Source organism: Guyparkeria sp. SCN-R1 (genome assembly GCF_003932495.1).
Classification (GTDB): Bacteria; Pseudomonadota; Gammaproteobacteria; order Halothiobacillales; family Halothiobacillaceae; genus Guyparkeria.
Map to the genome: position 1 here is coordinate 1 of NZ_QZMT01000002.1, position 17,951 is coordinate 17,951.

General features: G+C 64.0%; 16 protein-coding genes. 4 read left to right on the forward strand and 12 right to left on the reverse strand.

Features of this window, described 5'->3' with window-relative positions; all coding sequences use genetic code 11:
• Window positions 1–99: 99 nt before the first annotated feature.
• Window positions 100–2,061, reverse strand: a complete 1,962-nt coding sequence (gene acs / locus D5687_RS01455) for an acetate--CoA ligase (RefSeq protein WP_125197988.1) — start codon at window positions 2,059–2,061, stop codon at window positions 100–102.
• Window positions 2,062–2,681: 620 nt separating this feature from the next.
• Between acs and xerD the strand changes: the two genes are divergently transcribed.
• The 4 genes from xerD (at window position 2,682) to D5687_RS01475 (ending at window position 7,637) form a co-directional block, all read left to right on the forward strand.
• Complete coding sequence (gene xerD / locus D5687_RS01460) at window positions 2,682–3,587, forward strand: site-specific tyrosine recombinase XerD (RefSeq protein ID WP_240031384.1); 906 nt, start codon at window positions 2,682–2,684, stop codon at window positions 3,585–3,587.
• Window positions 3,588–3,789: 202 nt separating this feature from the next.
• A complete protein-coding gene (locus D5687_RS01465) occupies window positions 3,790–4,545 on the forward strand; it encodes a DsbC family protein (RefSeq protein ID WP_125197990.1) in 756 nt (251 codons plus the stop codon).
• A gap of 371 nt (window positions 4,546–4,916) precedes the next feature.
• Window positions 4,917–6,557, forward strand: a complete 1,641-nt coding sequence (locus D5687_RS01470) for a methyl-accepting chemotaxis protein (RefSeq protein ID WP_125197991.1) — start codon at window positions 4,917–4,919, stop codon at window positions 6,555–6,557.
• A 165-nt stretch (window positions 6,558–6,722) separates the two neighbouring features.
• The gene (locus D5687_RS01475; RefSeq protein WP_125197992.1) at window positions 6,723–7,637 is read left to right on the forward strand and encodes an NAD-dependent epimerase/dehydratase family protein; all 915 of its coding nucleotides are present in this window, start codon (window positions 6,723–6,725) and stop codon (window positions 7,635–7,637) included.
• Window positions 7,638–7,648: 11 nt separating this feature from the next.
• Here the strand turns inward: D5687_RS01475 and D5687_RS01480 are convergent, their stop codons facing one another.
• The 11 genes from D5687_RS01480 to rodA all read right to left on the reverse strand — a co-directional run bounded on the left by D5687_RS01480 (window position 7,649) and on the right by rodA (window position 17,949).
• On the reverse strand, window positions 7,649–8,335 hold the full coding sequence (locus D5687_RS01480; protein ID WP_125197993.1) for a transposase: 687 nt from the start codon (window positions 8,333–8,335) through the stop codon (window positions 7,649–7,651).
• Between the two features lie 101 nt (window positions 8,336–8,436).
• A complete protein-coding gene (locus D5687_RS01485; RefSeq protein WP_125197994.1) occupies window positions 8,437–8,688 on the reverse strand; it encodes a transposase in 252 nt (83 codons plus the stop codon).
• A gap of 286 nt (window positions 8,689–8,974) precedes the next feature.
• The gene (locus tag D5687_RS01490; RefSeq protein WP_158611708.1) at window positions 8,975–10,033 is read right to left on the reverse strand and encodes a porin; all 1,059 of its coding nucleotides are present in this window, start codon (window positions 10,031–10,033) and stop codon (window positions 8,975–8,977) included.
• A gap of 323 nt (window positions 10,034–10,356) precedes the next feature.
• The gene (gene lipA / locus D5687_RS01495; protein ID WP_240031385.1) at window positions 10,357–11,340 is read right to left on the reverse strand and encodes a lipoyl synthase; all 984 of its coding nucleotides are present in this window, start codon (window positions 11,338–11,340) and stop codon (window positions 10,357–10,359) included.
• A 293-nt stretch (window positions 11,341–11,633) separates the two neighbouring features.
• A complete protein-coding gene (gene lipB / locus D5687_RS01500; RefSeq protein ID WP_125197996.1) occupies window positions 11,634–12,242 on the reverse strand; it encodes a lipoyl(octanoyl) transferase LipB in 609 nt (202 codons plus the stop codon).
• A gap of 277 nt (window positions 12,243–12,519) precedes the next feature.
• Window positions 12,520–12,891 carry a YbeD family protein gene (locus D5687_RS01510; RefSeq protein WP_125197997.1) on the reverse strand — a complete coding sequence of 124 codons (372 nt, stop codon included), beginning with the start codon at window positions 12,889–12,891 and terminating at the stop codon, window positions 12,520–12,522.
• On the reverse strand, window positions 12,888–13,760 hold the full coding sequence (locus D5687_RS01515) for an aminotransferase class IV (protein WP_125197998.1): 873 nt from the start codon (window positions 13,758–13,760) through the stop codon (window positions 12,888–12,890). The genes D5687_RS01510 and D5687_RS01515 overlap by 4 nt, the downstream gene beginning before the upstream one ends.
• A complete protein-coding gene (locus tag D5687_RS01520; RefSeq protein ID WP_125197999.1) occupies window positions 13,760–14,932 on the reverse strand; it encodes a D-alanyl-D-alanine carboxypeptidase family protein in 1,173 nt (390 codons plus the stop codon). Before D5687_RS01520 ends, D5687_RS01515 begins: the two co-directional genes overlap by 1 nt.
• Window positions 14,929–15,759 carry a septal ring lytic transglycosylase RlpA family protein gene (locus D5687_RS01525; protein ID WP_192894145.1) on the reverse strand — a complete coding sequence of 277 codons (831 nt, stop codon included), beginning with the start codon at window positions 15,757–15,759 and terminating at the stop codon, window positions 14,929–14,931. Before D5687_RS01525 ends, D5687_RS01520 begins: the two co-directional genes overlap by 4 nt.
• 10 nt (window positions 15,760–15,769) lie before the next feature.
• Window positions 15,770–16,810: a lytic murein transglycosylase B gene (gene mltB / locus D5687_RS01530; RefSeq protein WP_125198001.1), complete on the reverse strand. Its 1,041-nt coding sequence runs from the start codon at window positions 16,808–16,810 to the stop codon at window positions 15,770–15,772.
• Entirely contained in the window at window positions 16,810–17,949 is a 1,140-nt protein-coding gene (rodA, locus tag D5687_RS01535; RefSeq protein WP_370271288.1) for a rod shape-determining protein RodA, read from the reverse strand. Before rodA ends, mltB begins: the two co-directional genes overlap by 1 nt.
• Window positions 17,950–17,951: the final 2 nt, after the last annotated feature.

Consider the following 17,951-nt stretch of genomic DNA (forward strand, 5'->3'; position numbering starts at 1 on the left):
GACTCAGGCCTTGGTGCCCGCCTAACCAACCGTCCAACTTTTGGGGGTCAGTTCAGTCATTGGCCACGGGGGTTTTTTGGTTCCGCGGGAGCGGATAGGTCAGTCGTTGCCCAGCAGCTGCTCGAGGATGGCCGGGTTCTCCAGGGTGGAGGTATCACCTTCCGGCGGCTCGCCCTTGGCGATCCCGCGCAGCAGCCGCCGCATGATCTTGCCCGAGCGGGTCTTGGGCAGGTTGTCACCAAAGCGAATGTCGTCCGGCTTGGCGATCGGCCCGATCTGCTCGGTGACCCAATCGCGCAGGGTCTTGACCATGGCCTCGGCGGCCTCGCCTTGCGGGCGGTCGCCCTTGACCACGACGAAGGCGACGATCGACTCGCCCTTCACGTCATGCGGACGGCCCACCACGGCGGCCTCGGCCACGTCCGGGTGCGCCACCAGCGCCGACTCCACTTCCATCGTGCCCAGGCGGTGGCCCGAGACGTTGATGACGTCGTCGATGCGACCCATGATCCAGATGTAGCCGTCCTGGTCACGACGCGCGGAGTCACCCGCCAGGTAGTAGCCCGGCAGGTTGTCCGGGAAGTAGGTGCGCTTGAAGCGCTCGTCGTCGCCCCAGATGGTGCGCAACATCGACGGCCACGGCTTCTTGATCACCAGGTTGCCACCGCTCTCGGTCGGCACCTTCTTGCCGTGATCGTCGACCACGTCGGCGATGATGCCCGGCAGCGGCAGGGTGCAGGAGCCCGGCACCAGGTCGATCGCGCCCGGAATCGGCGCGATGGCGTGGGCGCCGGTCTCGGTCTGCCACCAGGTGTCGGTGATCGGGCAACGACCGCCGCCGATGACCTGGTGGTACCAGACCCAGGCCTCGGGGTTGATCGGCTCGCCGACCGTACCCAGCAGGCGCAGGCTCGAGAGGTCGTACTTGTTCGGCACCTCGTCGCCAAGCTTCATCAGCGCGCGGATGGCGGTCGGCGCGGTGTAGAACACGCTCACCTTGTGACGCTCGACCATGTCCCAGAAGCGGCCACCGTCCGGGTAGGTCGGCACGCCCTCGAAGACCACCTGGGTCACGCCCAGCGCCAGCGGGCCGTAGGTGACGTAGGTGTGGCCGGTGATCCAGCCGACGTCTGCCGTGCACCAGTAGACGTCGTCATCGTTGAGATCGAAGACCCAGGAACAGGTCATCGCCGCGTTGACGAGATAACCGCCCGAGGAATGCACGATGCCCTTGGGCTTGCCGGTCGAACCGGAGGTGTAGAGGATGAACAGCGGGTGCTCGGCCTCGACCATGACCGGCTCGCACTCGGCCGGCTGGCCGTCGATGGCCTCGGCCCAGGTCAGCTCCTTCGCGCTGGAGGTGCCGGTGGCCACGCCACCGATGTGCTCGAGCATGATGACGGTCTCGACCGACGGACATCCGTGCGCGAGGGCCTTGTCCACCTGGCCCTTGAGGGTGACCTTCTTGCCGCCGCGCATGTTGCCGTCGGCGGTGATCACCAGCTTGGCCTCGGTGTCGTTGATCCGATCGCGCAGGGCCTCGGCGGAGAAGCCGCCGAAGACCACCGAGTGGATTGCGCCGATCCGGGCGCAAGCCAACATGGCCACGGTCGCGTCGGGGATCATCGGCAGGTAAATGACGACACGATCGCCCTTCTCGATGCCCTGCGCCTTGAGCGCGTTGGCGAACTGCGCGACGCGGTCGTGCAATTCCTGGTAGGAGATGTGGGTGACGGTGCCGTCGTCCGACTCGCCGATGATGGCGGTCTTGTCGGCCTTGGCCGGCAGATGGCGGTCGATGCAGTTGACCGAGACGTTGAGTTTGCCGTCGGCAAACCACTTGAAGAACGGCGCGTTCGAGTCGTCCAGCGTCTGGGTGAATGGCGTATCCCAGGTGACGAACTCGCGCGCTAATCGCGCCCAGAAGCCCTCGAAATCACGCTCGGCCTCGGCGACCAGCGCATCGAAGGCCGCTCGCGACCCGATTCTCGCGCGGTCCGAAAATTCCGGCGCCGGCGAGAAGACACGGTTCTCGCTCAGAATGGACTCGAGGTTATCCATAAAGACTCCATCGGTAATCGTGAATCGGTTTTGTCGCGCCTGTTGAAACAGGCGCTGCCCCGGCTTGATCTCGGGGCAATCGCACCGCGCAAGATTAGCAAAATTCGCCGCGAGGCTGGGAAACACCTTGGGAACCCGCGCCCGACTTAGCAACAACACCCCGAACAGAACCACAGAAACCGTCGCTAACCGGTTGCTGGAAAAGGGATTGCCCCAAGCGGATTTCACTTATGCACAGAAGCTGTGGACAACCTAGTGGAAAACACGCCAACAACCACGTCGGACAAAGCCCGATCAGGCAGTTGCACGGATTGCGCATTTTTTGGCCAGCACAATCGACTCACCGCATGTAAATTCATAACATGTTGTTATGTATAAGACTTAAGATTTAAAATCGCCGCTGACCGGCTATCGGCCCCGCAGGGCTTGGCACCCTCGCGCCGGCTGTGGTAAGTCGGCACAAAAGGCGGCCTGATTGTGGATAAAAGAGTGGACAACCGGTCTGAAAAGGTGGGGAATCCTCGCCGATCCATTGCCAGATCAAGCGTTTCGCTGCCATGGTTCCGATCCGACACGTCATACTGTCTGCCGACGAACACGATCCACCGAGGGCTCGCCTGATGCGGGACGACGAATTGATCACGGCCTTCATCGAGGCCCTTTGGCTGGAGGAAAACCTGGCCGATAACAGTCGTGCGGCCTATCGACGCGACCTGGAGCTGACCGCGCGCCGCCTGTCGGGTACCGCCGCCCTGGACGAAAGCCATGCTCTCGCCGATGCCGACGGCAATGCCCTGAACCGCCTGCTCGGCGAGCGACTGGCCGAGGGAGCGGCCCCGCGCTCCGTGGGCCGCATGCGTTCCGCGCTGCGCCGGTTCTATGCCTGGGCCAATCGCGAAGGCCTGATCCAGCCCAACCCGGCCACCGACCTGCCGGCACCGCGCCGTCCGCGCGCCCTGCCGACCGATCTGAGCGAGGCCGACGTCGAGGGCCTGCTGAATGCCCCCGACACCGGCTCTCCGCTGGGCCTGCGCGACCGCGCGATGCTCGAAACGCTCTACGCCACCGGGCTGCGGGTTTCCGAATTGGTCAACCTGACCCTCAACGAGATCCACCTCGCCCACGGCCTGGCACGCATCACGGGCAAGGGGGGACGCGAACGCCTGGTGCCGATCGGCGACGAGGCGATCGACTGGCTGCGCCGCTACCTCGACGAAGGCCGCCCGGCCATGCTGGGCGAGCGACAGACCGCCGCGGTATTCGTCACCAGCCGGGCCGCTCCCCTGACCCGTCAGGCGTTCTGGTATCGGCTCAAGCATCACGCCCGCCACGCAGGGCTGGCGCGCCTACCCTCGCCCCATACCCTGCGACATGCCTTCGCCACGCACCTGCTCAACCACGGGGCGGATCTGCGCGCCCTGCAGATGCTGCTCGGTCACGCCGATCTGTCGACCACCCAGATCTACACCCACGTCGCCACCGCTCGCCTGCAGGCCCTGCACGCCGAGCACCACCCGCGCGGCTGAGGCCGCCCCGCGGGCACCCCCCCCAGGCATCTCCAAGGGCAACGTTCCGTCAAATCCGCTTGTGCAGGACGCGCCAGGAAAGGTTGGAATTCGCCGGACGACCCACAGATGACACAATGGAACCCCGACGGCGCTCGGTACTCCAACCGAGCCGCCGGTCAAATATCCGGACATAGCCATACAAACCCAGGTTGACTACACGATGCGAAACACACGCTTTCCGCTTGCCTCCCGCCGCGGACTGACCGCCCTGCCGCTGGCCTTCGCCCTAGCCCTGCCGACCACCGCGGTCCTCGCGGATGACAAGGACTCGATTACCGCCAGCATTCAAGAGCACATGCCGGGCGTGCCGATCGACTCGATCGAGGAGACGCCCGCCAAGGGCATCTACGAGCTGACCTCCAACGGGCAGATCGCCTACGTCACGGCCGACGGCAAGTACCTGATCGCCGGTGACCTGATCGACGTCGAGAGCCGACAGAACCTGACCCAGGGCAAGCAGGATTCCCAGCGCCTGACGACCCTTGAGGACATCTCCGATGAGCGCAAGCTGGTCTACCCGGCCGAAGGCGAGACCAAGCACTCGATCACCATTCTGACCGACCCCACCTGCCCATTCTGCGACAAGCTCCACAAGGAACTGCCGAAACTGCGTGAGGCCGGTGTCGAGGTGACCTACATCCTCACGCCGCGGCAAGGGCCGGGCTCGAAAGGCTTCGAGCTCTCCTCGAAGGTAGCGTGTGCGGATGACCCGAAAGAGGCGCTCGATCGCGCCATGAAGGGCGACTCGGTTGATGCCGAGGCATGCCACAACGACATGATCAAAGAGAACATGGCCCTCTCCAACCGTCTCGGCATGAGCGGCACCCCGTACACCATCCTGCCCAACGGTGCGGCCATGCCTGGCTATCGTCCGGCAAACGTCATGCTGCAGGCAATCGAGCAAAGCGGCGGCTAATCAATCGCCCCCTTCGACAACGACACACCCCGCGCCCTGATCCGGCGCGGGTTTTTTTGTTTCGGACGTCAACGAATCCGCAAGCGCTCGTCAAACCATTGACCCTCAACCTGCGCTGGCGACGTTGCTTTCGAAAGAAACCGCGACAGGTCGGCACTGCCCCCTTCGGCACGATTCTGGCTAGCACTACACCCACTCACCGCGACGCGAACAAAAAGTCACCCGCGTCGCTAAAGTCGGGCGCCGGTCGACCGATAGAACCAATAAGACGAGCGAGAGCCCCCTCACCGACGCGCCACTCATAGAACGGCGCGCTGTTGCCAGAGTGACCACAGGGCGACTCGAGCCACTACAGGAGCATTGCCACCACCATGACGATCAAGGCCAAACTCATCCTCCTCGTGGTCCTTGCCGGCGCGGCCACCGTCGGCACCAGCCTTTTCGGCATCTATGCCGAGCTCAAGGGCCATGAACTCGCCGAGAAGAACCACGAGTTGCGCATCATGCCGATCGACCATGTCGGCACGTCAGTGCAATTGCTCAACCAGATGACCACCCAGTCGCTGCTGGCGCTGCAACACGACCCGCAGGGGCGCACTGCCGCCATGCACGCCCACGGCATCGACCAGCACATGGATATCATCCGCGACAACCTCGCCGCGCTGGAAGACGTCAACGCCAAGATCGCCGCCATCAAGCATCGCCAGACCGAATCCAACGAGGCTCAGCAGGCACTGTTCGCCACGCAGGAAGAACTGGTCAACGTCGCCTTCGTGCCGTTGATCGAAAAGCTCGAGGAAGGCAACTTCGTCGGCGCCCAGGCCCTGCTCATCCTCACGCTCACCGAGGTGCTGCCGAGTTTCGAGCAGGCAGCGAGCCATTACGAGGGCATCCTGCGCGGCAACATGGAGGAAGAGCTTGAGCGCACCAGCGAGCGGGTCGAGCAGGACGTGTTGATCTCGATCGGCATCACGCTGCTCAACGTGCTGATCATCATCGCCATCGCCGCCTGGATCATCCATGGTGTCACCCGTGGCCTGAAGGCGGCCGATCGCTTTGCCACCAACTTCGCCGAGGGCAACCTCAACGAGCCGGTGACGCTTGACAGCCGTGACGAGATTGCCGAGATCATCACGCACATGAACACCGCGCGCGAATCCCTGCGCGACACCCTCAAGCGCATCGGCGAAGCCTCCGAGCAACTCGCGTCGGCCGCCGAAGAGACGTCGGCGGTCTCCGAGCAGACCGATCGCGGCGTGGCCCGCCAGATGCAGGAGATCGAGCAGGTTGCCGCGGCCATGAACGAGATGACCGCCACCGTGGAGGACGTCGCCCGCAATGCATCGGACGCCTCCAGCAGCGCCCAGGCGGCCAACGACTCGGCCAAGCACGGCCAGACCATCCTCGGCAATGCCGTGAACGCGGTCGGCATCCTCTCCGACGAGATCCGCCAGTCCTCCGACACCATCGATTCGCTCAAGGCGGAATCCGAGGAGATCGGCAAGGTGCTCGACGTGATCGGCGCGATCGCCGACCAGACCAACCTGCTGGCGCTCAACGCGGCGATCGAGGCCGCCCGTGCCGGCGAGCACGGTCGCGGCTTTGCCGTGGTCGCCGAGGAAGTCCGTGCACTGGCCTCGCGCACCCAGGGATCCACGGAAGAGATACACGGCATGATCGACCGGCTGCAATCACGCTCGAATGCCGCCGTGGCCGCCATGCAGCGCGCCCACAACCAGGTCGATCACAGCACCCAGGCCATGTCGGAAACCGAGGCGGCCCTGGGCGAGATCGCCAACGGTGTAAACGGCATCAACGACCTGAACTTCCAGATCGCCAGCGCCGCCGAACAGCAGAGTGCCGTGGCCGAGGAGGTCAACCGCAACGTACAGACCATTGCGCAGATCAGCGAGGAATCGGCACAGGGAGCCACCCAGACCAAGACGGCCTCGGCCGAACTCGCCCGCCTCGCCGAAGAACTGCAGGCGCGGCTGGCCGGCTTCAAGCTGTAAGCACCGCCAACGCTAGACCCGAAACGCAGAGACCCGCCTCATGGCGGGTCTTTTCATGACGATCTCGAATCACTGGCGTGCCACTCGATCCGTGAGCCACGTGTGCAGGCGCGTGGAGCAACGGCTAGGCTTAACGCCCTCGCCACAACCTCGACGACCCACCGCATGCAATCCGACACTCAACCCAATCGCCACCCCATTGTCCTGATCGGCTACGGCGATATCGCCCAACGGCTCGCCAACCAACTGACGGACCATCATCTCGTCGCCATTGCGCGGCACCAGATCGAGCCACCCGAACGACCCCGGGGGCACCGCGGCCATTGGCGCACCTTTCCGATCGACCTGGACGACGTGACCGTCATCCCGCCCGAGGCCGCGCCTGAAAACGCGATATGGGTCTACCTCGCCCCGCCACCCCGCGAGGGACAGGGCGACCCGCGCCTCGCGCGCTGGCTGACTGGGGCCACGCATCCACCCGCGGGCCTTGTGTATATCAGCACCACCGGCGTCTACGGCGATCATGGAGGCAATTGGGTGAACGAGGCCACACCACCCGTGCCGGCCCATGACCGGGGTCGGCGGCGGCTGGATGCCGAGGCCCAGTGCCAGCGGTACGCGCAGGCTCACCAGATTCCCGCCTGCACGCTGCGCGTGACCGGCATCTACGCCTGCGATCGCCTGCCCGTGGAGAAGGTGCGCCGGGGCACACCCGTGCCCACCGGCCCTGAGGCGCCCTGGTCCAATCGCATCCACGCCGATGACCTGTCCGATATCCTGCGCCTACTGATCGACCGCATCGAGACCGGCCATCCCGTCGCCGGCACCTTCAATGTCTCCGACAACCACCCCACTCCGGTCAACGTCACCTATCGCCAGATCGCGGCGCACTTCGGCCTGCCACAATCGCCGGAGGCCTCACTGGCGACCATCCTCGAGCAGGCGAGCCCCATGGCCCGCGAATTCCTGAGCGAATCCCGCCGCGTCGATGCCAGCGCCATTCAGCGCGCGCTCGAGTGGCAACCCCGCTACCCCACGCTGGCCGCGGCGCTGGCGGATTGCCCGCGCGATCTTTCCTAAAGGGGTCAGAACTATTTTCTGACAGGACGGCCCGGCGGCCGGGGAGACACGTCCCGCCCGACCTTCTGTGCCAGCCGACACTGGAAATCCTCGGTGCCAGCGACGGCTGACTGCTCAGTCGCCCGACGGAGCAGGTTCAAGTCGCCGCCGGGAATGGCAGCGGAGAACAATTCACGATATCTCTCTTGCCGCCTCTCCGGCGTTGGCGCCAGGCTCAGGTAACGGTCGTGCGGCACAATCAGATCATCAAAGTCGCCAAGGGCGTTGCTGGCGTAGCTTGACCATGGGTATTCGCCGGGTGCCACCACCATGTGTGCGCGTACCGGGTTGAGCTCGATATAGCGATAACACGTCAACAGATACCGCTCCGATCCCACCAACCCCGCCCTGAATCTGCCTTCCCACAACGTCCCGCTCCGGCGGTACTTGCGATTGATCCTCAGCACATACTGACGTCCCACGGACTGCATGGTTCGGGATAACGCCTCCACCGAATCCGGCGTGACCAGCAGATGAACGTGGTTGGTCATCAAAACGTAGGCATGAACCGACACACCGAACTCCTCGCCCGCCAGACGAAGGCACTCGAGGTAGAGCTGGAAATCGGACTCATCGAAGAAGGTCTGCTGCCGATTGTTACCGCGCTGAACCACATGCTGTGGCACACCGGGCACGAACAGCCGGGGCTTTCTGGGCATGACGACGTCCTTGTCGTTGCATGAATAAATCGATTGGTCGCTAAAGACTAGCGAACCAGGATGCGGGGAAACAAATCAGAAAAGGGTTCTGACCCCTTTTCCTACTGACGTCCCACGGACTGCATGGTTCGGGATAACGCCTCCACCGAATCCGGCGTGACCAGCAGATGAACGTGGTTGGTCATCAAAACGTAGGCATGAACCGACACACCGAACTCCTCGCCCGCCAGACGAAGGCACTCGAGGTAGAGCTGGAAATCGGACTCATCGAAGAAGGTCTGCTGCCGATTGTTACCGCGCTGAACCACATGCTGTGGCACACCGGGCACGAACAGCCGGGGCTTTCTGGGCATGACGACGTCCTTGTCGTTGCATGAATAAATCGATTGGTCGCTAAAGACTAGCGAACCAGGATGCGGGGAAACAAATCAGAAAAGGGTTCTGACCCCTTTTCCCGCGGGTTCCTCACCCAGACCGCTCCACCATCCCAAAAGCCGATCGCTCCACAGACAGATCACGGAGACGGGAACCACTCATATCCCGATACCCGTGCTTCTTTCGTTGCCACCGAACATCGCGACAGCAACGAAAAAAGGCGCCCGAAGGCGCCTTTGTCGTTCCGATCAATCTCAGGATTGATTAGAACTTGTGGACTACACCCACGGAGAAGGCGCTGCTGTCTTCTACAGCCCCGCGGTCGAAGGCCTGTTCGACCTGAGCTGAGTGAGCAGTCTTGTAACCAAGCAGGTAACCGTTGCCCGTTGTGTCAGCCTCCATGGAAGCGTACACAGCGTAGACGCTGGTCTGCTTGCTCAGCTTGTAGTCGTAACCGACGGCCCACAGGTCTGCACCGGTGTCTTCGTTGCCAGCACCCGATACGTCGTCAGCAGTGTAGTACTGAGCCTTCAGGGTGTGCTTGCCTGCGAAGGTGTAACCGGCACCCAGGCCCCAAACGTCCTGGTCGCCATTTGCCGGGTTAGCCGTGATCACGTCGGCGTTCTGGTACAGCCCAACGAACTTGAAGCCACCGATCTTGTAGCCAGCACCAATACGATAGGCTTCCATGTCGCCGGCATCGCTGTTCTGCTGCTCCCAGGCACCGTCCAGCATGAAGCCGGCAATTTCGTAACCCGCACTGATGCTGTAGGCGTCTTCGTTGTTGTTGACGTCATTGGCCATGTCGGAAATGTAAGCAAGCTTGGCTTGGAAGCCGCCCATATCCGGGGTCATGTAGGCAACGGTACTGTTGGTGCGCGCATCCCAGTCGTTGTCGCCAGACAGGGCCTTGCCGCGGGTGATGGCGCGGGCGTCGGCAACCGTGTCTTTGAACAAATCGTACTTACGACCGACCATCTTCATCGGGGTGTCGTGACGACCTGCGATGAGGGTACCCCAGCTGTCACCGGTGAAGCCGACAAAGGTGTTACGCGGCCCGCCGATGCCTTCGCCGTCGGCGCCCCAGTCGATCTGTTCTTCCCACTGGTAGATCAGGGAGAGGTTGTCGGAGATCTCTTCCTTGCCCTTGACACCAATACGGGAAGAGTTCGATCCGAGGCTGTAATCACGATCGTTGAGGTTATCACCATCAAAGAAATCGTAAGACGCGTGGATTTTGCCGTACAGGGTGGTGTCGGCCATGGCGGCTGCCGGAGCGGCAACTGCAGCAGCGACTGCCATTGCAATGATGTTCTTTTTCATCGGTTCCATCTCCAATGTGGTTGTGAGATTTCCAAATTTCCCCGGCATGAAGCGGTGCGTTTGGCCAGGTACGCCGCCAATACTAGTCAGATGCGCTGCACTGACAACCCCTTGGGGGCCGGTTTGCAACAAACCGGGGCTTTTCTGTTGCATGGGTGCAACAAGGCGCCTTGCGGCGCGGGAGGGGAGAGGTCAGCGTTCAGAGATCAGAGGGCTAGCTGGAAGCTAACAGCTTATAGGCCGGAGCGCGCGCCCTCCGGGCTTTGATCTCTTCCGTCTTGTTTGGGCATCGCGGCTAAAGCCGCTCCTACGCCCTCTTCCAGCTATGAGCTTCCCGCTTTCTTCAACACATCGAACCCGCCCTGGTCCGCGTGGTACGACGACCGCACCATCGGGCCGGCGGCGACGTGGGTAAAACCCAGCGCCTCGGCCTGGCGACCGAGCTCGGCGAAGTGCTCGGGAGAGACAAAGCGCTTGACCGGCAGGTGGTGCACGGACGGCTGCAGGTACTGCCCGAGGGTGAGCATGTCGACGCCGTGGTCGCGCATGTCCTGCAATTCGCTGAGCAACTGCTCGTCGGTCTCGCCCAGGCCGAGCATCAGGCCGGACTTGGTGGGCACGTCGGGGCAGCGACGCTTCATCTCGGCCAGCAGGTCGAGCGAGCCCTGGTAGCTCGCGCCCGGTCGGGCGGCGCGGTAGAGCTCAGGCACGGTCTCGAGATTGTGGTTGAACACGTCCGGCGGCTCGGCGGCCAGAATGTCGATGGCCTTTTCCACCCGGCCACGGAAATCGGGGGTGAGGATCTCGACGATCAGATCGGGGTTGGCATCGCGCAGGGCACGGATGACATCACTGAAGTGTTGCGCGCCGCCGTCACGCAGGTCGTCGCGGTCGACCGAGGTGATCACCACGTACTTCAGACCCATGGCGCGGACGGTCTCGGCCAGGCGAGAGGGCTCCTCGGGATCGACCGGGCGCGGCTTGCCGTGGGCGACGTCGCAGAACGGGCAACGACGGGTGCAGATATCGCCGAGGATCATGAAGGTAGCGGTGCCGTTGTCGAAGCACTCGCCCAGGTTCGGGCAGTTGGCCTCTTCGCAGACGGTATTCAGCCCCTGCTCGCGCACGACGCGCTTGAGGCGCTGGACCTCCGCCCCACCTTGCGGACGGGCTCGGATCCAGCTGGGTTTGCGCATCGGGGCCGACGGTTCGATCTTGACCGGGATACGCGAAACCTTCTCGGAGGAGCGCATCGCGCGCGTCGGGCCGTCGGGGCGGGCGGTGGCATTGTCCGGGGATTGGCTCATGTAATGCGTTTACCTTGATGAACGAGGTCGGGGCGAGGCCTCGGTGCTAGTTCGTGGTTCGGTGGTCGGCACGGCAACCTGCGCACGTGCGCCTGGGTTGATTGCCGAGAGCCTGTTGCGCTGGGTTCCCGCTTTCGCGGGAACGACGCCAGTACTCTTCCCACGCGGCCCAAAAATCGCCGTCATTCCCGCGAAAGCGGGAATCCAGCTCCCGGCCCACTTGAGACCACGTCCACCGGCAACCACGTAACGCGTCAACGAGGCGCCGCGAGGGTTCGCGCCTGAAGGCGCTCCTACGGGGCAAGCACCGCGGCGAGCTCGCGGGCAATGCTCGGCAGCGACGGCGTGTCGCCGAGCAGCCGAGTGGCGTCGGTGACGGCCAACCCCTCGTAGCCGCAGGGATTGATCCGGGCAAACGGCGTCAGGTCCATGTCGATATTGAACGAGAGGCCATGATAACAGCGCCCCTGGCGGATTTTCAGGCCCAGGGCGGCGATCTTGGCGCCGTCGACATAGACACCAGGGGCATCCGGACGACGCTCCGCTGCGACACCCCGCTCGCCCAGCCAGTCGATGACCGCCTGTTCGAGGCGATTCACCCAGTCGCGAGGACCCAGGCCCGCGCGCTTGAGATCGACCAGGGTGTAGAGCATCAACTGACCGGGGCCGTGGTAGGTCACCTGGCCACCACGGTCGGTCGGAATCACCGGGATGTGGCCGGGGTTCAGCAAGTGCTCCGGCCGACCGGCCAGCCCCTGGGTAAACACGGGCGGATGCGTCAACGCCCAGTAGGCATCAGGGGTCTCGCTGGTGCGTCGTGCCGTGTAGCGTCGCATGGCCGCCCAGGTGGCGCGGTAGTCGCGGCGCTCACCGAGCCAGTGAAAGTTGTCGTGTTGCGGCATGGCGTTGCACTGGATGGAAGCTCAACGGGCGGACGCACTGGATTCCCGCTTCCGCGGGAATGACGAGACTAATCGGTGCGACTGGGGCATAGAGCGAACGATGGACTGCGGAGAGATCAGGCATTCAGGATACGGTGGAAGCGGGCCCTGTTCGCGCAAACCAGCTTGGCGGCTGTCCTGATCGCCGCATGGCAGAGAACCACCCGGGGCTCGAGCCCCTACGTCGCGATTCGCGGCTAAAGCCGCTCCTACGCCGTCTTGCACCTGTCAGCTTTGTTCACAAACACATTTTCACGTCCGGATGCGCGGTGATCGCGCGGTAGACGTCGTCGATCTGCTGCCGGGAGGTGGCGGTAAAAGTGACGGTCAGACCAACGAAGTTGCCCTTGCCGCTGGCCCGCTCTTTCCAGGCCGAGTCCGGCAGGCCCGGGATGACACCGTCGACGGCCTGCTTGATGTCGTTGATAAAGGCGTCGGTGGCCGGCCCCATGATCTTGATCGGAAACTCGCTGGGGAAGTCGATCAGGGTCTCGCGCTCGAGCGCCGCCTCGTCCTCGGCCGAGGTGGGCTTGGCGTTGGGATCGCAGGAGGTCAACTGCCCATCGAGTTGCCCTTTGCCTTTCCCGTTCGGGGAAGAATCGTCGGTCATCGCGAGCTCCGTTGCGGATGTTTGAGTGCCTGAAAGTGATGATCGAGCTGCCGGGTGACCGGACCGGCACGGCCGGCGTGCGCGCCCGACCCGACCGGCCGACCATCGATCTCGACCACCGGCCAGAGATCCTTGGTTGAGCTGGTGAGAAACACCTCGTCGGCATCGCGCAGGGCGCTGATGGTAATAAACGACTCGTCGACCTCGATCAGTTGCTCGTCGCGCACCAGGTCGAGCAGCAGCCCGCGGGTGATGCCGGCGAGGATGCGCGCCCCCGTAGGCGCGGTCACCAGCCGACCACCAATCACGGCAAACAGGTTGGTGGCCGCCCCCTCCATGACCAGCCCATCGCGCACCAGCAACGCCTCGTCACAGCTCTGTTCGAGGGCCTGTTGGCGAGCCATGGTGTTGGGCAGGAGGTTGATGCTCTTGATGTCGCAGCGCGCCCAGCGCGCATCGGGCAGCGTGATCACGCGCGCGCCACCGGCAATCGACCCGATGGGCGAAACGGTGGCCATCACGCCCGCGGGCACATCACCCCCCGGCCAGGCGTGGTCGCGCTTTGCCGGCGCGCCGCGGGTGACCTGCAGGTAAATAGCGGCATCGGGAGCGTCGATCCCGGCAAGCAGGCGGTCGAAGATCGGCTGCCACTCGGCTCGCTCCAGCGGCTCGGGGATTCCGATTGCCTCAAGGCTGCGCGACAGGCGGGCCATGTGTTCGTCCACCCCGAACAGCCGACCGGCGAAGGCGGGGATCACCTCGTAGACGCCGTCACCGAACAGGTAGCCGCGATCGAACACCGACACCTGCGCGGTCTCGGTATCGCACCACTCGCCGTTGAGATAAACCGGCCGTGGCTGCTGCGACATCAATCGTCCCACCACAGCCAGAAACTGTCGGTGGCCTGCTTGACCAGACCGCCTTCGGGGTTGTCCGACAGGGCAACCACCGGACGCTCGGCGATGGACTGCTCGCCGAGGCGCACCACCAGCGACCCAACGGCATCGCCCTCGTTCAGCGGGGCGATCAGCTCGCCATCAAGCTTGAGGCTGACGGACAGCTCGTCGCGTTGTTTCTTCGGCACCAGCACGGAAAGATCCTGGCGGAGCCCCACCGGGGTTTCGTCCGTCTCGCCTTTGTAGACTCGCGGACTGGCCAGCGTCTCGCCGCCCGAGCGCACGTCGACGGTCTCGAAATGCCTAAAGCCGTAGTTGAGCAACGCCTCGGCCTGGTTGTTGCGCGCCTCGTCACTGTCGGTACCCAGCACGACCGCGATCAAGCGCATGCCCTCGCGCGCACCGGACGTGGCCAGGCAATACCCCGCCTCCTCGGTGTGACCGGTCTTGCCACCATCGACCCATTCGTTGCGGAACAGCAGCTTCTCGCGGTTGTACTGCTTGATGCCGTTGTAGGTGTAGGACTTCTGGCGGAAGACCTTGTAGAGATCCGGGTACTCGTGGATCAGCTGCGAGAGCAGGGTCGCGATGTCGCGCGCGGACATCAAATGACCCTCGGCCGGCCATCCGGTGGGGTTCTCGAAGTGCGTCTCGGTCATACCCAGACGCTCGGCGGTGGAATTCATCTGCGCGACGAACGATTCCTCGTTACCGCCGATGTGCTCGGCCAGGGCGGTGGCGGCATCGTTGCCCGACTGCACGATCATGCCCTGCAGCAGTTCCTCGACGGACACCTGCTTGCCCACCTCGATGAACATGCGCGAACCGCCCATCCGCCAGGCCTTTTCGCTGATGGTCACCTGGTCATCCATCGCGACATCGCCGCTCTTGATCGCCTCGAAGGCGAGGTAGGCAGTCATCAGCTTGGTGATACTCGCCGGCGGCACCGGCCGGTCGGCATCGCGATCGACAATCACCTGTTCGGTGCCGTAGTCCAGCAACACGTAGGAACGGGCCGACAGGTCGGGCGCCCCCGGCGTGGGCAGGGCGGCATGAGTCGCCGTCGCCAGCAGGGAAAGCAGGGTCGTCGCCAGCAGGCCGGCAAGCCAGCCACGTCGCCATGTCGCGGACAAGGCATTGATCATTTGTTAACCACCATCGTTGTTTCTTGAAAGCCGAGCTCATGTAGCCGCTCGCGCACCGAATCGAACTCGTCGGCCGAGGCCAGCGGCCCGACCTGCACCCGGGTCCAGCCGCCGTCCGACTGACTCACCGTGGACAGGCCAGCACGGCGCAACCGCGCACCGATCTCCTCAGCGTTGTCCGCGTCGCGGAACGCGCCAATCTGGACGAAAACGTTCTCGCCCCAGCGGGCATTGGGCATCGAGCGAGGTCCGAGGTTCCGTGATCGGCCCGGGTTCCGGGCCGACGAGGAGTTCCGGGCGGCGGTACGCGTGTCCTCCGACCCGACCACCTCGATCTCGACCGGCACGGTGCCCTTGCCGGTCATCTCGATCTTGTGCGCCGCGGCATACGACAGGTCGATGATCCGGCCGTCGACGAACGGGCCGCGATCGTTGACCCGCACCACCACGCTTTTGCCGTTGTCGAGATTGGTCACCCGGACGTAGGTCGGCAGCCGCAGTGACTTGTGCGCCGCGGTCATCTTGTACATGTCGTAGGGCTCGCCCGACGAGGTCGGTCGCCCGTGGAATTTCTTTCCGTACCACGACGCCAGCCCGCGCTCACGAAATCCGGAGTTACTCGCCAGGACCGTGTAGCGCTTGCCCAGTACGCTGTAGTCGTCGGGGTTGCCGCGGGTCGAATAAGGCTCGTCGCGTGGCACCGCATCGCGGGTAGCCGCGCGGTCCGCCGAGGGCCCGCTGGCGCAGCCGGCCAGCAGCAGGGCGAACAACAGCACGGCAATCGCCGACCAGGAAAATCCTGTCATCGAGAATTGCTGACCCGACATACGCGCTACCTCACTCGTCGCGATGATCGACCGCCTCTTCGATGGCCCCTTCAATCGCCTGGGCCAACTGCCAGACGGCCGTGGCGTACAGCACACTGTGATTGTACCGAGTGATGACATAGAAGTTGTTCAGCCCCACCTGATAGGCCACGTCATCGCCGTCGGTGAGGGTGAACAGCATCACCTCGAAGTCGTCGGGCACCGGCGCGTCATCCGGCACGGAAACGCCCCGCTCGCGCAGTTCGCCCAGCGTGGTCTTCGGTGCGAGATCCCGCGCCTGATTGAGCAGGTCCTCGACGTCGGCATCGTTGATGTCGACCTCGAACATCACCGGCTCGCCCTGCCCCCAACCATGCTCGACGAAATAGTTGGCCACGCTGGCGAAGACGTCGTGGTGGCTGTCCCACAGGTCGCGGCGGCCATCGCCGTCGCCGTCGACCGCGTAATGCCGGTAACTCGACGGGATGAACTGGGGCAAGCCCATGGCACCGGCGTAGCTGCCCTCGGCCTTGTCCATGGAGAGCCCTTCCTCCCCGGCCAAGCGGATAAAGTCGACCAGCTGGCCGCGGAAGAATTCTCCGCGGCGCGGGTAATCGAAGCCCAGCGTCGCCAGCGCGTCGATCACCCGATAACCGCCGGTGATGCGCCCGTAGTAGGTTTCCACGCCGATAATGGCGGTGATCACGTAGGGTGAGACGCCGTAAGCGCCCGCGACCTCGTCGAGCAGTTCACCGTGCTCCTGCATGAATTCGGCGCCGCGTTCGATGCGCTTGTCGGTGAGGAAGATGGGGCGGTATTCGCCCCAGGTCTTGGATTCGGCCGGGCGGGTGATCGCGTCGATGATCTTCTGCTTGTACTCGGCTGAGCCCAGCCAGGCCTCGACCTGCGCACGCGACACCCCCGTCTCGTCGACCGCCTGATCGACGAAGGCCTGCACATCCTCGCGTTCGAGGTAGTCGCCGGCCTGCGCGCCCCCGACAACAAGGGAACCGGCGACAAGGGAAGCGGCGAGAAGCGCGCCGTGAAAAGACCGTGTCCAAGCGTGTGTCATCAGCGATCGTGCCCCAGGAAACTGCGTTGCGTGCGGATGCTCATCAGCATACCCAAACCCACCATGATGGTCACCAGCGCCGTCCCGCCATAGCTCATCAAAGGCAACGGCGCGCCGACCACCGGCAACAGGCCCAGCACCATGCCGGCATTGACCAGCACGTAAACCATGAAGGTCATGGAAATCGAAGCCGCAAGCAGCCGCCCCTCGACCGACTCGGCGTGTTCGGCGATCCACAGGCCGCGCCAGATGACGGCAAGATACAACAGGAACAGCACCAGCAGCCCGACCAGACCGAACTCCTCGGCATAGACCGCCAGGATGAAGTCCGTGGTGCCTTCGGGCAGGAAATCGAGATGCGACTGCGTGCCCTGCAGCCAGCCCTTGCCCCAGACACCGCCCGACCCGATCGCGATCATCGACTGGATGGTGTGATAGCCGGCGCCCAGCGGGTCACTGGTCGGGTCGAACAAGGTCAGCACACGCTGCTTCTGGTAGGCATGCATGACGAAGAACCACATCACCGGCATCGCGGCGGCCACCAACGCGACGAAACCGCCGATGTACCACCAGGACAGGCCGGCGAAGAACAGCACGAACAGGCCCGACGCCATGATCAGCAGGGACGAGCCCAAATCCGGCTGGCCGGCGATCAGGACGGTGGGAATGCCCACCGCGAGCATCGCCGCCAGCACGTCCAGCGGCCTGGGCGGCAGGGGGCGCCGGGCGAGAAACCAGGCGATCGTCATCGGCATGGCCACCTTCATCAGCTCGGCCGGCTGGAAGCGGATCACGCCGAGATCGAGCCAACGTTTGGCACCACCGCCCATGTCGCCCACCAACCAGACGGCCACCAGCATCAGCACCACGACGGCAAACAGCCATGGCGCGACGACGAAGTACCAGCGCTGCGGGATCTGGGCGATGAGCAGCATCAAGCCGAATCCCAGCCCGAGGCGCACGATACTGCGCTCGACCCAGGCCTCGCTCTGCTCGGCGGCCGAGTAGCCGGCCACCACCCCGATCATGGCGATCAGGGCGACGAAGAACAGCAAGACGGGGTCGAGCTTGAATACCGAGCGCAGCGTTGCGCCGAGTCGGTCGCCCAAACGCATGGGTTGCAGACGATCACTGGCCATGG

Coding starts and splice junctions, on each gene's coding strand:
- acs (WP_125197988.1), bottom strand. CDS start 2,061: ATGGATAACCTCGAGTCCATTCTGAGCGAGAACCGTGTCTTCTCGCCG.
- xerD (WP_240031384.1), top strand. CDS start 2,682: ATGCGGGACGACGAATTGATCACGGCCTTCATCGAGGCCCTTTGGCTG.
- D5687_RS01465 (WP_125197990.1), top strand. CDS start 3,790: ATGCGAAACACACGCTTTCCGCTTGCCTCCCGCCGCGGACTGACCGCC.
- D5687_RS01470 (WP_125197991.1), top strand. CDS start 4,917: ATGACGATCAAGGCCAAACTCATCCTCCTCGTGGTCCTTGCCGGCGCG.
- D5687_RS01475 (WP_125197992.1), top strand. CDS start 6,723: ATGCAATCCGACACTCAACCCAATCGCCACCCCATTGTCCTGATCGGC.
- D5687_RS01480 (WP_125197993.1), bottom strand. CDS start 8,335: ATGCCCAGAAAGCCCCGGCTGTTCGTGCCCGGTGTGCCACAGCATGTG.
- D5687_RS01485 (WP_125197994.1), bottom strand. CDS start 8,688: ATGCCCAGAAAGCCCCGGCTGTTCGTGCCCGGTGTGCCACAGCATGTG.
- D5687_RS01490 (WP_158611708.1), bottom strand. CDS start 10,033: ATGAAAAAGAACATCATTGCAATGGCAGTCGCTGCTGCAGTTGCCGCT.
- lipA (WP_240031385.1), bottom strand. CDS start 11,340: ATGAGCCAATCCCCGGACAATGCCACCGCCCGCCCCGACGGCCCGACG.
- lipB (WP_125197996.1), bottom strand. CDS start 12,242: ATGCCGCAACACGACAACTTTCACTGGCTCGGTGAGCGCCGCGACTAC.
- D5687_RS01510 (WP_125197997.1), bottom strand. CDS start 12,891: ATGACCGACGATTCTTCCCCGAACGGGAAAGGCAAAGGGCAACTCGAT.
- D5687_RS01515 (WP_125197998.1), bottom strand. CDS start 13,760: ATGTCGCAGCAGCCACGGCCGGTTTATCTCAACGGCGAGTGGTGCGAT.
- D5687_RS01520 (WP_125197999.1), bottom strand. CDS start 14,932: ATGATCAATGCCTTGTCCGCGACATGGCGACGTGGCTGGCTTGCCGGC.
- D5687_RS01525 (WP_192894145.1), bottom strand. CDS start 15,759: ATGTCGGGTCAGCAATTCTCGATGACAGGATTTTCCTGGTCGGCGATT.
- mltB (WP_125198001.1), bottom strand. CDS start 16,810: ATGACACACGCTTGGACACGGTCTTTTCACGGCGCGCTTCTCGCCGCT.
- rodA (WP_370271288.1), bottom strand. CDS start 17,949: ATGGCCAGTGATCGTCTGCAACCCATGCGTTTGGGCGACCGACTCGGC.